General features: G+C 61.4%; 13 protein-coding genes and 2 tRNA genes. 8 read left to right on the top strand and 7 right to left on the bottom strand.

Going from position 1 to position 14,919, the window contains the following annotated elements:
• Nucleotides 1–26 precede the first annotated feature (26 nt).
• The 4 genes from aroE to ACTFPK_RS02600 all read right to left on the bottom strand — a co-directional run bounded on the left by aroE (nucleotide 27) and on the right by ACTFPK_RS02600 (nucleotide 4,937).
• On the bottom strand, nucleotides 27–884 hold the full coding sequence (gene aroE / locus ACTFPK_RS02615) for a shikimate dehydrogenase (RefSeq protein ID WP_274733817.1): 858 nt from the start codon (nucleotides 882–884) through the stop codon (nucleotides 27–29).
• Nucleotides 885–888: 4 nt separating this feature from the next.
• A complete protein-coding gene (locus ACTFPK_RS02610; RefSeq protein WP_274733815.1) occupies nucleotides 889–2,865 on the bottom strand; it encodes an AMP-dependent synthetase/ligase in 1,977 nt (658 codons plus the stop codon).
• 69 nt (nucleotides 2,866–2,934) lie between these two features.
• Nucleotides 2,935–3,678 (bottom strand): fumarylacetoacetate hydrolase family protein, encoded by a 744-nt coding sequence (locus ACTFPK_RS02605; protein ID WP_274733813.1) that lies wholly within the window; start codon nucleotides 3,676–3,678, stop codon nucleotides 2,935–2,937.
• Between the two features lie 29 nt (nucleotides 3,679–3,707).
• Complete coding sequence (locus ACTFPK_RS02600) at nucleotides 3,708–4,937, bottom strand: MalY/PatB family protein (RefSeq protein WP_274733811.1); 1,230 nt, start codon at nucleotides 4,935–4,937, stop codon at nucleotides 3,708–3,710.
• Nucleotides 4,938–4,962: 25 nt separating this feature from the next.
• Between ACTFPK_RS02600 and gltX the strand changes: the two genes are divergently transcribed.
• The 5 genes from gltX (at nucleotide 4,963) to ACTFPK_RS02575 (ending at nucleotide 8,380) form a co-directional block, all read left to right on the top strand.
• A complete protein-coding gene (gene gltX / locus ACTFPK_RS02595) occupies nucleotides 4,963–6,465 on the top strand; it encodes a glutamate--tRNA ligase (RefSeq protein ID WP_126135537.1) in 1,503 nt (500 codons plus the stop codon).
• Between the two features lie 26 nt (nucleotides 6,466–6,491).
• Nucleotides 6,492–7,586 (top strand): hypothetical protein, encoded by a 1,095-nt coding sequence (locus tag ACTFPK_RS02590; RefSeq protein ID WP_274733808.1) that lies wholly within the window; start codon nucleotides 6,492–6,494, stop codon nucleotides 7,584–7,586.
• A gap of 176 nt (nucleotides 7,587–7,762) precedes the next feature.
• Nucleotides 7,763–7,834: transfer RNA gene (locus ACTFPK_RS02585), tRNA-Gln, on the top strand.
• A gap of 26 nt (nucleotides 7,835–7,860) precedes the next feature.
• Nucleotides 7,861–7,933 (top strand) — tRNA-Glu (locus ACTFPK_RS02580).
• A 213-nt stretch (nucleotides 7,934–8,146) separates the two neighbouring features.
• Entirely contained in the window at nucleotides 8,147–8,380 is a 234-nt protein-coding gene (locus ACTFPK_RS02575; RefSeq protein ID WP_274733806.1) for a hypothetical protein, read from the top strand.
• A 291-nt stretch (nucleotides 8,381–8,671) separates the two neighbouring features.
• Here the strand turns inward: ACTFPK_RS02575 and ACTFPK_RS02570 are convergent, their stop codons facing one another.
• Both ACTFPK_RS02570 and def read right to left on the bottom strand, forming a co-directional pair.
• The gene (locus ACTFPK_RS02570) at nucleotides 8,672–9,571 is read right to left on the bottom strand and encodes a ChbG/HpnK family deacetylase (RefSeq protein WP_274733804.1); all 900 of its coding nucleotides are present in this window, start codon (nucleotides 9,569–9,571) and stop codon (nucleotides 8,672–8,674) included.
• Nucleotides 9,572–9,657: 86 nt separating this feature from the next.
• A complete protein-coding gene (gene def, locus ACTFPK_RS02565; RefSeq protein WP_126134559.1) occupies nucleotides 9,658–10,215 on the bottom strand; it encodes a peptide deformylase in 558 nt (185 codons plus the stop codon).
• Between the two features lie 184 nt (nucleotides 10,216–10,399).
• Here def and ACTFPK_RS02560 point away from each other — a divergent pair, with 184 nt between their 5' ends.
• Nucleotides 10,400–11,665: a glycosyltransferase family 4 protein gene (locus ACTFPK_RS02560; protein ID WP_274733801.1), complete on the top strand. Its 1,266-nt coding sequence runs from the start codon at nucleotides 10,400–10,402 to the stop codon at nucleotides 11,663–11,665.
• Nucleotides 11,666–11,669: 4 nt separating this feature from the next.
• On the opposite strand, the gene ACTFPK_RS02555 is transcribed toward ACTFPK_RS02560, so the two are convergent.
• Nucleotides 11,670–12,431 (bottom strand): IclR family transcriptional regulator, encoded by a 762-nt coding sequence (locus ACTFPK_RS02555; protein ID WP_051278627.1) that lies wholly within the window; start codon nucleotides 12,429–12,431, stop codon nucleotides 11,670–11,672.
• Between the two features lie 294 nt (nucleotides 12,432–12,725).
• On the opposite strand from ACTFPK_RS02555, the gene leuC reads away from it, so the two are divergent.
• Entirely contained in the window at nucleotides 12,726–14,219 is a 1,494-nt protein-coding gene (gene leuC / locus ACTFPK_RS02550) for a 3-isopropylmalate dehydratase large subunit (protein ID WP_274755659.1), read from the top strand.
• 20 nt (nucleotides 14,220–14,239) lie between these two features.
• Complete coding sequence (gene leuD / locus ACTFPK_RS02545; RefSeq protein ID WP_274733795.1) at nucleotides 14,240–14,890, top strand: 3-isopropylmalate dehydratase small subunit; 651 nt, start codon at nucleotides 14,240–14,242, stop codon at nucleotides 14,888–14,890.
• Nucleotides 14,891–14,919: the final 29 nt, after the last annotated feature.

The following is a 14,919-nucleotide window of genomic DNA, read 5'->3' as shown; positions in this document are numbered from 1 at the left end:
AAGGAAAAGAATACCTGAATAATAATCTACTGGCTCAGGGCCGCCCGCATGACCTCCACGGGAATGTCGGTGCGGCCCAGCCAGATTTCTTCCGCGAAAACACCTTGCCACAGAAGCATATCCAGGCCGGATACACACCCTGCGCCAACGCGGCGGGCCCGCTGCAGAAGCTCAGTTTCCAAAGGTTCGTACACCGCATCGAAAACAATATGATCGGGGCGTAGCCACGTTTCTGGAATGAGAGCACCCGGATGGGCACTCATCCCCACACTCGTGGCATTGACCAGAAGAGAAGCAGCATCCACCTCGCGGCGAAGTGTACCCTCATCGGCAAGGTCACAAAGCTGAGCATCCACTCCGGTTTCACCACGTAAGCGCGCGAGGATATCGCGCGCACGCTCGAAATTCTGGCCGCGCCGGGAAAATACCCGGATACGGGAGACCCTTTCGAGGGCGGCCCGCGTGTAGATCGCGCGCGAAGCTCCGCCGGCACCCAGCACCACCACCGCTTCACCAGGGGCGTAGCCGGCCGCCCGTACCGCGGCAAGAGCCCCGCGTCCATCGGTGTTATGACCGACCGTGCGTCCATTCGCATGTATGTGAACGGTGTTTACGGACTCCATGAGTCGGGCATCGTCGGAAAGCTCATCAACGGTCTCATACACGGCAGTTTTATGCGGCATTGTCACGTTAAAACCGCCAAAACCAAGATCGCGTAAAGCACTAACTGCCCGAGCGCCCGAATCCGGAGCGATGTCATACGCGAGGTAAACGGCGTTCACACCTAGGTGAGCAAAGGATGCGTTATGCATCGCGGGGGAGCGGGAATGCCCTACCGGATGCCCGATAACGGCATAACTGACCGTGCGCCCGTTAATCTCCATCGCGTTACTTCTCGGCGCTGCCCGGCTCGCCAAGCTGCTGGCCATCCTGCCGGCCGGATCGCTCACCCTGCTGCCCGGCTGCACCGCGCCGCCGCAGCCGCCCCAGTCGGCGCTGCGCGCGCCGTTCTTTCCGGGCCGCCCGCCGGCGTTCCTTCTCCTCAGATTTCTTCGTGGATTCGGAGTGATTGGCCCCGTAAATACCGTCCACCACATCGCGGTACCTCTCGAGTACCACTTCACGGCGCACCTTAAGCGAGGGCGTGAGCAAACCATTCGCCTCGCTAAAGTCACCGGGCACAATCACGAATTTACGGATGGACTCCGCTCGCGATACCTGGGCATTGGTGCGGTCAATCGCCCGCTGAAGCGAAGCCTGAACTGCCTCGGAATTCATAGCTTCGGCCGGAGTCATCTTCGGCAAGCCGTGTGAAGAAAGCCAGGAGGGGAGCATCTGTGCGTCAAGGGTAATCAGCGCGGAAATAAAGGGTTCGCCATCACCCAGAACCACCACATTGGAGATGAGAGGGTGGGAACTCAGCTTGTCCTCCAGCACCGCCGGTGCCACATTCTTACCTCCGGCCGTGACGATCAGGTGCTTCTTTCGGCCGGTAATGGTGAGGTTGCCGCGCTTATCGAGCGTCCCGAGATCCCCGGTGTGGAACCAACCGTCCGCAAATGCGACCGCGGTAGCTTCGGGATTGTTATGGTAACCGCGGAAAACAGAGTGGCCCTTGACCAAGACTTCGCCGTCGTCGGCAAGTTTAATGCGCATGCCCGGCAGCGGCCACCCAACGGTGCCCAGCACGGGATTCGCCGCGCGCGTGGCATTTGCCGGACCGGTGGTTTCCGTGAGGCCGTAGCCTTCCACCACCGTTAAGCCGATGCCGCGATAGAAGCGCCCCAGGCGGGTACCCAGCGGCGCCCCGGCGGAAATTGCGAAGCGAATTCGTCCGCCCATCGCCTCGCGTAATTTATTGAAAACTAGCTTGCGTGCCAGTGCGCGCTTCACCGCGAAAATCGGGCTGCGCCGGCGCCGCGTCCCGTTCTGCACCGCGATATCCGCCGCCCAGCGGAAAATTCGGCGCCGCACACCCGCCCCGGCCTTCGCCTCGGCCGCGTTATAAACCTTTTCCAGTACCCGCGGAACTACGAGCAGCAGGGTGGGTTTGAAAGTTTCCAGGTCGCTCATGAGGTTCTTGAGATTGCCGACGAAACCTACCGAAATACGGGTGGCCAGGCCAAAGTAGGCACAAATCCGCCCCATCACATGAGCCATGGGGAGGAAGAGGATGAGCGATGCCTGCGGATTATTGAGGATTTCCGGTTCGTAATGCCAGGTTCCCAGCACGGTACGCGCGAAATTCCCGTGGGTGAGTTCCACGCCCTTGGGATCCCCGGTGGTGCCCGACGTGTAAATAATGGTTGCGAGGGAATCGGCGGTGACCGCCGCGATGCGGGCCTCGAGATCTTCTTCGGGAACCTCGAGAGCCGCGGCGTTCAGCGCGGCGCGCCAATCCTCCGTCATGACGGTCGCGGGCGGAATCGCGGGCGGCGTTACCGAATCCACCAATTCCGCGTGGGCGCGGGTATCGGTAAAGATATGGGTGATCTCCGCATCCGCAACCATCCACGCGATCTGCTTGGCCGAACTCGTTTCATAAATCGGAACCGGCACCACCCCGATATGCAAAGCGGCCGCGTCCAGCAGTGCCCATTCGTAGGAGGTTGCCGCGAGGATACCGATGCGTTCGCCGTGCCCGAGACCCAGGCCGACCAGCCCGCGCGCTGTGAGGCGCACCTGCTCGAGGAATTCCGTAATCGTCAACGGTTTCCAGTTCCCACCGATGGAGTTCTGGATATGCACCGCGATATCGCGCGGATGCTTGCGTTGCCGCTGCGCGAGCAGCCACGGAACCGTGTGATACGACTCGTTCTTGAAAGGAGCTTTTTGCGATAGGGAACCATCGCGATGCTTCTTCATCTATCCTCCTGCACAGGCCGCCCGCGGCGCGGACGGGCCTCGGTTGTGTAATTGACGCCCGCCTGAGCTTTAGTTTGCCGCGAGGACCGGGTTGCGCAGCACCCCGAAACCTTCGATTTCACATTCGACGACGTCGCCCGCTTTCAGCGGGGGCTCACCGTTAAAGGCACCGGGCAGAATAATATCGCCGGGTAGTAGGGTGCAGCGCCGCGAGGCCGCCGCCACCGATTGGGCCACGGAGAGCGGGTAATCCGAGGTCCGCGCCCGGGTGTAGGTTTCCCCGTTGACCCGCGAGGTCATCGCAAGATCGCTCACGTCAATATCGGTGAGGATATAGGGGCCCACCGGGAGCGCGGTATCAAACATCTTCTGGGCGCCGTTCACATCCCCGCGGGCGGTCACATCATTAATAATGGTGTAACCAAAAACGGCGTCCAGCGCGCGTTCTTCGGGAACATCCTTGGCAACGCGCCCGATAATAATCCCGAGCTCCACTTCGTGGGCGAGGCCTTCGCTGGCCCAGTCCGGAATAATAATCGGATCATCAGGCCCGCACACTGCCGTATTGGGCTTCATAAAGAAGAAGAGGTCAGCAGTGGTGGTACCCGGCGCGGTTGCATTGCCAAAACCAATGGCCTTCGAGCGCGGAATCATGGGGGAGAGGAGCACGGCGTCGGCGGCGGCCACCCGCTCCCCGGTAGGTTGAATGTCCCCGAAAATCGGGTCATCGGCGAGGATAACGAAGTCATCGGCGCCTTCGTCGTAGACCGCGTAGCGCGGGCCCTGGCTTAAACTCAAGCGTGCTATTTTCATATCATTAACCTTAGTATTTCACCTAGACTTTAGCGACCGGCGCCCCGAAGGCGCGTTGAGCTTTGCGAACAACTGGACTCCAGCAGGCCCTCGATCCGATCCAGGGCCTCCAGGGCGATAGCGCGCGGGGTGGCCAGCACCATGCGCGCCCACTGCTCAAAACCGGCGCCCGATGCCCGGCCGGGCGTGAGCGCCACCTGCGCCTGTTCCAGAATTGCGGCGACGGCGCCCTTCGGCTCGCGTCCCTCCCGGCGGGCACGTTCCTTCTCCGCGCGCACAAATTCCGCCTCGGAAAAATCAAGGAAAGCAATATAGGTGCCTTCCACGTGCGCCATGCGCACCCCGGGCCAGGTCTGCACCCGCTCTTCTACGACCCGCAGTGTTTCACCGATATAGGAGCACACCGCCCGATTCCAATCCCGGCCTTCCTCGAAAGCGATTTTGGTGGCGCGAGCTCCCAGCGTGGAAGTCGGAGAGCTCCACGCATTGGCATGGGGCGCGTAGCGGGCTGCGTCGTCGTCGTTATAAAAAATGAGCTGCGCGGCCTTGAGCCCGGGGATATTCCAGCCCTTCGTTGCGCTGGTCGCGGTGATGGTATGCGCGCGGGTGGCCGCGCTGCGCGGGCCGTAGGGAACGTAGGTGCCGTCGATAAGCACCGGGGCGTGAATACAATCCTCAAAAACGCGCGCGCCACGCCGTTCCACCACGGCAGCAAGCGCGTCAAGCTCCGCGCCACTCAAACAGCGGCCCGCCGGATTCCACGGGTTACACAAAATAAGCAGAGAACCGGGGGTGAGAGCTGCCTCTAATGCCTCCAGGTCCAGTTCCCAGCGGCCCGCGCGGAAAATCGAGGGAACTTGGCGCACCTCGCGCCCGTACTCTCCCGGAAGTGTGAGGAACGGCATATAGGCCGGAGTGGGGACGATAACCGGGGCATCCGGGGCTGTGAACTGCGTGATTGTGATCCGCAAGGCGCTAAGAACCTCGGGAATAAGGAACATGCGCTCGGGATCGGGCGCTGGGCCGAATTGGCCGAGCCAGTCGGAAACCGCGTTCATAATCCCCGGAATTTCGCGGGGTGGGAGGTAGCCGAGGGCGCCGCGCTGCGCTGCATTCACCAGGTAATCGCGGATTTCCGGTGCGATTCCCAGATCCATTTCGGCCACCCACATGGCGATAGCATCCCCGAACGCGGACCATTTATGCGAGCCCTGCGCGATGAGATCAGAGACGGTGCGAGTGTCGAAATCATATGTCATATCCGTAGCGTATCCTTAACCCATCATGGCTATCACAACTGCTACCGGACGCGAGATCCGAGTTCGTTTCTGTCCCTCACCCACCGGCACCCCGCATGTCGGTATGGTACGCACCTGCCTCTTTAACTGGGCCTACGCCCGGCACGTAGGTGGAACTTTCATTTTCCGTATTGAAGATACCGATGCAGCCCGTGATTCTGAAGAGTCGTATCACCAGATTCTTGATTCCCTGCGCTGGCTCGGGCTGGACTGGGATGAAGGTGTAGAGGTGGGCGGCCCGCACGGTCCCTACCGGCAGTCCCAGCGCGGTGATATCTACCGCAAGGTCGCGGCGCAGCTGCTGGAGCGCGGTTACGCCTACGAATCTTTCTCCACCCCGGAGGAAATCGAGGCGCGCCACCGGGAACGCGGGGAGGATCCCAAGCTCGGGTACGACGGCTATGACCGCAACCTCACCGAAGAACAGAAGGCGGCCTACCGGGCCGAAGGGCGCGAACCGGTGCTGCGTATGCGCATGCCCGATGAGGATATTACGTTCACGGATGTTATCCGCGGGGATATCACTTTCCGGGCCGGCTCCACCCCGGATTACGTGATTGTGCGCGCCAACGGGGATCCGCTGTACACCCTCACGAACCCCATCGATGATGCCCTCACGGAAGTGACGGACGTGCTGCGCGGGGAAGATCTGCTTTCTTCTACGCCGCGCCAGATCGTGCTCTATCGCGCCCTCGAAGAACTGGGAATCGCGAAGTGGACTCCGCGTTTCGGGCATATGCCTTATGTGATGGGGGAGGGGAATAAGAAGCTCTCCAAGCGTGATCCGGAATCGAATCTGCTTCTCCACCGCGAACGCGGCATGATCCCGGAGGGCCTGCTCAACTACCTGGCCCTGCTCGGGTGGTCATTCTCCGCTGAGCGCGATGTGTTCAGCAAAGAAGAACTTGTGGAGCATTTCGATATCCACAACGTCAACCCGAATCCGGCACGTTTTGATGATAAGAAGTGCGTGGCCATTAATGCGGACCATATCCGCCTCCTTGAGGTGGCGGATTACACCCGGCGCCTGGTTCCCTACCTCAGCGATGTACTCAGTGCTTCCACCTATGAGGAGCTCACGGATCGCGAACGGGAGATTCTTGATGCGGCGGCGCCGCTGGCGCAGACCCGCATGCAGCTGCTGGGAGAGGCCCGGGATCTGCTCGGCTTCCTGTTCGTTGACGCCGCGGGGCTTGAATACAACGAAAAAGCGCTATCCAAGCTGCGCGATTCGGCGCCCGAGGCATTGCGGGGAGCTCGCGAAGCGTTGAGCGGCCTGGATGATTTCACGCCGGAAGCTATCAAGCCCGCTCTTGATGCGGCGCTGGTGGAGGGGCTCGGTATCAAACCGCGTTTCGCCTTCGGCCCGCTTTTCGTGGCGATGACGGGTACGAATGTGTCCATTCCTGTTATTGACTCCATCGCGATCCTCGGGCGTGAGGAAGCGGTGCTCCGAATTGACCAACTCCTAGAGAAAATTTCCGGGTAGTTCAGATACGAACGTGGAGGGCCGCGATGGTGGTATGTACGACGCCGCTGCCGCGGCCCGCCGCGTCTTTTCCCGCGCCGGGAACCTACCTGCGTGCCTGGGGAAGGGCCTGGGAGCGGGTAGGTGCAGGCGCACGTGACTACGCGGGTGCGGGTGAAGCCCTGGGCGCGCGCGTGGGTGAGGGGGCGTGTGACCGGGTATTCTTCGAGCCCCTCACCATGGATGATGGCAGCGTGGAGAGCGTTCCGCGGGTGGGGCTATTCGGTGCTGAAATTCCCCAACCGTCCTGGCCGCTGGCTGAGTTGGGCCGTTTCCAGCGAGCTAACCTGGCGCTGGGCGAGTTCTCTATCCATTTTGCTTTTAACGCGGATATTGAGCGTGTTCTTGCCGCGGATTGGGCGTTGAGCACGGAGGAAGCCGCTGCGCGGGATTGCGTACTCGAAGGGCGCATCCCGCCCGAATGGGAGGTGGGTTTCCGGCCTGCGCAGTTACTCTTCCACGAGGTCGCATTGCCGAGCAGGCGCCGCAGTCACCGTTCGCGCCGCAGCCGTGCTCCGCTTGACTGGGAGATAAGTTCGCAGATCATCGAGATCCTGGGCCCGTCAGATAGTCCGGCGTGCCCGGAGGACTACCTCGCCTTCAGCTACCTCAGCTTCGACGTAGGCGATTTCTTCGCCGGTCACCCCCTCGGTGAGCTCTCCAGCACCTGGTCATTTTTCGGCGACGACGCCGGCGACTACCCCCATTCCAGCCTGGCCCGTACCGCGGTTCCGGATACGGCCGAGCCGGATCCTTCGCGGATCTATCGGATTGTTACCGCGGCTGACTGGGTGAACTTGGTAGAGCGCTATCCGCTCCGGATTCCTCTGGATCGGACATGGAGTCCGGATACTCTCGGTGGTCTGGATACCTACACGGTCAATTGGGCGCGGGCGCGCCGCGATTACGACGCCGTTGACATCACCATCGCCGGGGCCGTGCGCACCATGTTTTCTCCCCTGCCCGCGTGCGATGGCTACACAATGCTGACCGGTTGCACGCCGGGTTCCCGCATCTGGCTGCGGGTACCGGAAGTTTTGCGGGAGGAAGCTGGGCGGCAGGGGCGCGTGCGTGAATGGTAGCTGCAGGTTTCGGCCTCGCTTATGCGGGTGCAGTTAGAGCGGGTGTGCTGCGTGAACCGAGGCCGGTTGAGAACGTGGTGCGTCACACGTTCAGCGGATTTGCCAGCTCGAGGAGATTCCACTAAGCTTTTTATCTGTCGTCCTCGGGAGCGTAATGATTCTGAGGTCCACACCCTTGGGGTATGGTGTAATTGGCAACACAGGTGATTCTGGTTCATCCATTCTAGGTTCGAGTCCTGGTACCCCAGCGATGATGCTTCTAGCATCCTCATAGGCCCCGTTCGTCTAGCGGCCTAGGACGTCGCCCTCTCACGGCGGTAACACCGGTTCAAATCCGGTACGGGGTACAGCACAAGGCGGGAAAGCTTCGGTTTTCCCGCCTTGAGTCGTCTCGCCGCGACGATGCGAATGACGTTTTCAGCAACCGAAATGAACGGTATTTTTGTTGTCATTCCAGGGGGGAAAGCGCGGGTTGGAGACATCATTTTTCCATTAACTCCCTATTTGCACAGCGCAATGTTTCGATTAGGCTGGGGTCATACGGATGGAGGTGTCACCACATGATTATCCGAGGAAGCTATACAAGTCTCGACCAAGTGCTCGCTCGTCAGAACGAGATTTTGGACGAACTACGCACCACCCGCGAGGACTATAACGAAAGAGCGGAAAACTACTGGATGAACGACAAAGAGGCTGCACTACGTCCAGAGTTTGAAGCGCTCGAAGGCTTTGTGGAGTTTTACCGCGAAGAAGAGCTGAAGGAAAAAGAACTTGCAGCGGTCGGACGTTCTTAGTGAAAAGGTGCAGCAATTCGCCGGCGATATCATCGGAGTCGCACTGCTATTTGATGATAACTTCACCTTCGTAACGGACGAAGCAAAGGGCTATCGGCAGTCGACTCAGCGCATACAAGGGACTGTTGGTATCCAGTTGGATCATATGCGCCTGTATCTGGAACTCGACTACAGTCTCTTTCTCTCTCACCTTGAGCAGTTTTTAACGGTGGGGCAGTCTAGTTTTATATTGCGACTGCACTCGAAAAGAAGCGAACCCATGATTCGATGGGGCCGTAGGCGGCAAGGGCATTATGCAGCGCACCGCACCCTTGCTACCGCCCGCAAGAATGACGGATCGCGCATGAGCCGGGTTTCCCATTCCCCGCGCCCCGCCCCACTATCCTCGCGGGCCGGAGTAAAGACCACCTGGATTGCCGGGCCGGCACATTCCTCCAACGCGCTAAGGTACGCGTGGCGCAAGTCCCCGTAACTATCCGCGGGGAACTCCGGCGGGAAGAAGACGACGTCGTCCGGAAGTAGCACCCCAAGAGCATCAGCACGTTCCACGCGCCGGGCGTGCGCAGCCGCGACTTCCGCATCGGTACCGGAGTTCGCGTGCCACCCGGAGCCCTCCCCGGCACCCGCAGCACGATCCGCCAGGTAACGCGAGGCGGCAAGGAGTGGATCGCCCCGACGCGCGTAACGCAGCGGCACGCCAACGCGCGCGCAAAACTCCAAGGCACAATCAATAACCAGGCCGCGTCCGCGAAAATCGTAACCGTAACGCGGCCCCGCAATCCCCGCGGGGCGATACCCGCGATCCTCCATCCAGGAGAATTGCGCCGCTAATTCCGCGAGGATATCTTCGTGCACGAGTGGCGGGGGAGCGGCGTTTTTTTCCGCGGATAGGTAGCGGCCGGCGCGGTCCGTCAAACTTGAGGCATGTGCGGCGACGGCGCGCCACGGCGCCCCGGGCCCCTGTGAACTAATGGCGAAACTGAGCAAAATCCGCCCGGGATCGATGCCGACGGCCGCCAAAGCCCGCAGCGCATGATCTGCCGCGGGAGCGGCAACCAGGAGCGTGGCGCAGCTGGCATGCCCGCGTTCAAGCATCTCAATAATGAGGTTGTTCAGCGCACGATTGCGCCCCAGTCCATCGGCGCACACCGCGACGGTGCGGGCCGATGAGCTGGGCTGGGATGCAATCATGTCGCCAAAATATCCATTTCACGTTACCGAAATATGAACAAAAAATGAATGGGAGTCCGCGCGGTGGCTGCGCGGGATCGGAAGCGTTAGTATTCAAGGTTATCGCGCCCGGGCAGCCAGGTGTTCCCCTTCTTGCCCCAGCCGTGCTCACGCTTAGCACGTTTGGCAGCGGCTTCCTCGCGCCCCGTGAGCCGATCCACGTACAAATGCCCGGTGAGGTGGTCATATTCGTGCTGGAGAATACGAGCGAACCACCCGGTTGCCTCGATTTCGTAATGCTCGCCCTTTTCGTTTTGCGCCCGCAGCAAAGCGTGCGGAGAACGGGCCAGGGGATACTGTTCGCCCGGGAAGGACAGGCAACCTTCTTCGAAAGGCTCTTCATCCGGATTCACAGGTTCAATAAACAGCGTGGGATTAATCGCGACGCCGCGTTCGGGAGCCTCATCCTGATCGGCGTAAACCCACACGAAAATCTGCTTGCCAATACCGACCTGCGGCCCGGCCAGCCCGACTCCGGGAGCCGCCACGGTGGTCTCATACATATCTTCGACCAGCTGTGCCAGTTCCTCGTTAAACTCCGTAATGGGTTCGGCCGGCCGATGCAGAACAGGATCGCCGGTGATGTAAATAGGAAGAATAGCCATGCTTTAGTTTAAGGCCCGGGCGCGCCCAGGCAAAGAGCATTCCGTTCCGCGTGCTTTTTCTGTCGGAGGTGGGCGCTAAGCTGACGCTAGGAAAAGGAACGACGGCGCACCTACCCGCCGCGGGTGGGATGCTCAATCAATGGAACTCCGCTGTGGGGCATCTTCCGTAAGAAAGTGAGGGCTTATGCGCATCGCGCTCGTCTCGGATTGCTTCCTCCCGCGCCTGGGCGGGATCGAAGCACAAACTCGCGATCTTGCCCTAGCCTTACAGGCCGCCGGCCACCGGGTGTTGGTGATCACCGCCACCCCGCGTGATACCCCACCGGTTCCCGGGATCCCAGAAGATCGGGATATCGTGGCGGGTATTCCCGTCCAGCGCATTACTTCAGCGCTCTTCGGTAACCTCCCGGTATCCCCGGGGCACGGCGCCCAGCTGCGTGCTTCTATGCGCGGGGCGGATGTGGTGCATATTCAAGCCGGAGTTGTTTCGCCTTTTGCCTGGGCGGCTATGCGCATCGCCGCGGCGGACGGCATCCCCACTACCGTTACCTGGCACTGCGTATTGGATCCGGTGGAAAAGCTGCTTGCCCCGCTGCGCCGGGTTACGGCGCGTGGCGTCGTCCATAACGCGGTATCCACGTGGGTGGCCGGGCAGGTCCACCGGGCAGTAGGTGGTGAAGTGAAAGTTATTCCCAACGGTGTAGATCTGGGGGAATGGCGCACGGTTGCCGCCTACCGGCTCGCACATCTGGGCACTCCCGCGGCCTCGCATACGCTCGGGGTGGCTGGCGTTGCCGGGGGAGCTGGCACTGCCGGGGGAGCTGGCACTGCCGGGGGAGCTGGCACTGCCGGGGCTGCGGGCCGGAAGAATCACCCCGGCTCACCAGTGGAGGTTGTGGCCGCCCGGCGTCTGGCCCCGCGCAAACGCAACGCTGCCCTCATTGACTGTGTGGCAGGTGCGCGCCAGCTGACCGGGCGGGATATCCACCTCACGATTTACGGGGATGGCCCGTTACGCTCCCAATTGGAACGGCGCGGGCGCGCCTACGGGAATCCGGGTCCCGGGGAAGGTTGGCTTCATCTTCCCGGTCGCACGGATCGGGCCGGCCTCATGGATGCCTACCGGCACGCGGATATTTATCTCACTAGCTCGCGCCGTGAGGCATTCGGCATTGCCACCCTGGAAGCGCGGGCAGCCGGGCTGCCCATTATTTCTCCGGCGGGCACCGGAGCTGATGATTTCCTCGAGGATGGGCGTTCAGCACTCCTGGCAGAAACGGATGCGGATATGATCGCGCAGCTGGCCCGCCTGGTAGAAGATACTGCGCTGCGCACCCGCATGGCCCACCACAATGCAAGCGTGGCGCCCGGATACGGCTGGGAGGAGGTGATTCCTCTGGTGCTGGCCGAATATGACCGGGCTATCCGGAACAGCGGCGGGCGGCGTTAGGTGGCTACTCGTTAATACCTTCGGTTGTTTGAAGAACATCGGTGAGGCGCCCGGCTGCGGCCACCACCGCTGCGGAATGCACCCGCCCGGGCTGGCGGCCCATCCGCTCCAACGGTCCAGAAATTGATACGGCGGCAATAACCCGCCCGCTCGGCCCGCGCACGGGCGCGGAAATAGAAGCCACGCCGGCCTCGCGTTCGCCCACACTTTGCGCCCAGCCACGCCGACGCACCGCGGAAAGATTCGTGGCCGTAAATGAGGCACCCTGCAACCCACGATGTAATTGATCGGGTTCCTCCCAGGCGAGCAGCACCTGGGCTGCCGAGCCGGCTTTCATTGAGAGGGAAGCGCCCACCGGGATGGAATCGCGCAGGCCCATGGTGCGTTCGGCATTCGCCACGCAAATACGCTGGTCGCCCTGGCGCCGGTAGAGCTGAGAAGATTCCCCGGTATGGTCGCGCAGCGCGATGAGTACCGGATTTGCCGCGGCGATGAGCCGGTCTTCACCGGTGGCGGAGGAGAGCTCGCCCAGGCGTGGCCCCAAAGAAAAACGCCCTTCGTTATCGCGGGAAACGAAACGGTGATATTCCAGGGCGACGGCCAGGCGATGCGCCGTCGGCCGCGCTAAATGGGTGGCGGTCACCAATTGCGCTAGTGTTTGCGGGCCCGCCTCGAGAGCATCGAGCACGGCGGCAGCCTTATCGAGAACGCCCACACCACTTCCCTCCGGGGCGGGCGCAGGCTGAGCGTGAGGAGAATCAACCATACCGAAATTTTCTCATCTCAATAAGTGAGATGCAAATGTCCACACTGTGGTGCCGCGCGCAGTGCTGCGGCTTCGGGGTACGTGGCGAAAACCGCTGCGGATTGCTGTGGAGTTCCGTGGTTGCTGCATGGCGCTAGTACAATGTCCGCATTGTGAGAATTTCGTCTTGCCATGTGGACGAAACTCGGTAGAGTGATCCGCGGACCACCGCAACCGATCACCGTTGGAAAAGTAAAAAGTAACCGCAAGAAGAACCCGGGAAAAGTTCCCGGGAGGGAAAGAGGAGGTGCAGGGATGGGGCGCACGCTCGCGGATAAAATCTGGGACGCCCATCTGGTACGGCGTGGCGCGGAAGGCACGCCCGATCTTCTTTACATCGACCTGCATCTCATCCACGAAGTGACCAGCCCGCAGGCCTTTGACGGGCTGCGTCTGGAAGGGCGGCCGGTGCGCTGCCCGGATCGTACCGTCGCCACGGAGGACCACAACGTTCCCACCATTGATATTGATCGTCCCATCGCGAATACCACTTCGCGTAAACAGGTAGAAGCGCTGCGCGCTAACGTCGCGGAGTTCGGCATCCCCATTTATTCGCTAGGGCACGCGGATCAGGGAATTGTGCACGCCGTTGGCCCCCAGCTGGGCCTGACACAACCGGGTATGACGATTGTGTGCGGGGATTCCCACACCTCGACCCACGGCGCTTTCGGCTCCATCGGGATTGGTATCGGCACCTCGGAAGTTGAGCACGTCCTCGCCACCCAAACCCTGCCTCTCCAGCGCTTCAAAAATATGTCGATTACCGTCAACGGCACTCTGCGCGAAGGGACAACCGCGAAAGACATCATCCTCGCCGTCATCGCCAAGATCGGAACGAACGGAGCAGCCGGGCACATTATTGAATATCGCGGGGAAGCAATCCGAGCTCTGTCCATGGAAGCGCGCATGACGATCTGCAATATGTCTATCGAGGCCGGGGCGCGCGCCGGCCTCGTTGCCCCGGATGCTACCACGGTGGAGTATGTGCGCGGGCGCCCGCACGCCCCGCGCGAGGATGCCTGGGATGCCGCGGTAGCCTACTGGTCCACGCTCTACACAGATCCGGATGCGCATTTCGATACAGAAGTGGTTCTGGAGGCCTCCGACATTGAGCCTATTGTCACGTGGGGTACTAATCCCGGGCAGGGGGTGGCGCTGTCCGGCGTCGTTCCTCATCCGGAAACACTGCCGGAAGAAAAAGAGCGCCAAGCAGCGCGTGAAGCCCTCGACTATATGGATTTGCGGCCGGGCACGCCCATGCGCGATATTCACGTGGATACCGTCTTCATCGGTTCGTGCACGAACGGGCGCATTGAAGATCTGCGTTCGGTGGCCGCGGTGTGGCGCGGGCGCCACAAAGCCAAAGATGTGCGCGTCATGATCGTGCCGGCTTCGGCGCGGGTACGCCTCCAAGCCGAAGCCGAAGGGCTGGATGAAATTTTCCGGGCTTTCGGTGCTGAATGGCGCAACGCGGGCTGTTCCATGTGCCTGGGCATGAATCCCGATCAACTCACGCCCGGCCAACGCTGCGCCTCGACGTCGAATCGTAATTTCCGCGGTCGGCAGGGCCCGGGCGGGCGCACCCACCTCGTTTCCCCGCTGGTGGCTGCCGCTACCGCGGTCACCGGCCATATTTCCCATCCCGCCGACCTCACGCCGGTGGCTGCTCTCGCCCCGGTTGCGGGCGCGGGTACCGTATCGGCCGCGGTTCATGCCGCACCGGCCGCGAGCCGCGCCGCCCGCTCGTAGAACGTAGAAAGAACACACCCGTGGAGATTTTCACCCAGCACACCGGCATCGGCGTTCCCCTGCGCGAAAGCGCGGTCGATACCGATCAAATCCTGCCTGCCCGCTACCTCAAACGCATCACCAAAAGCGGGTACGAGGACGCGCTTTTTCACGAACGGCGCAAAGACCCCGCTTTTATCCTCAACCAGATCCCGTACGCGGCCGGTTCGATTCTGGTGGCCGGGCGGGATTTCGGCACCGGTTCCTCGCGTGAACACGCCGTGTGGGCGCTGCGCGATTACGGTTTCCGTGCCGTTCTCAGCCCGAGGTTCGGTGATATTTTCCGCGGCAATATGGGAAAACAGGGCCTGGTTGCAGGGCAAATTAGCGACGACGCCGCCACCCGGCTATGGGAACTCTTAGAAGAAAAGCCGGGCCGGGAGCTGACCGTGGACCTAGAAGCTCGCGAAGTGTGCTGCGCGGATACCACCTACCCCTTTGAGATTGATCCCTACACCCGCTGGCGCCTTATGGAAGGCCTGGATGATATTGCCCTGACCTTGCGTGATATCTCCCTCATTGAGGAATACGAAGCCCGCCAACCGGGTTTTACCCCGCGTACCCTGCCGCAGCGGCACCTTCCTGAGGTGCCGGTACAGTCGGCGCGCCTGGATCCAGATTCGCCGGTATAAGGCCACCCGCGGGGTGGCGCACCCCACCC

Source organism: Actinotignum sp. UMB0459 (assembly GCF_051905915.1).
Taxonomy (GTDB): Bacteria; Actinomycetota; Actinomycetes; order Actinomycetales; family Actinomycetaceae; genus Actinotignum; species Actinotignum sanguinis.
The sequence above is the reverse complement of the archived record's forward strand: the minus strand, read 5'-3'. Positions and strand labels throughout refer to the sequence as shown.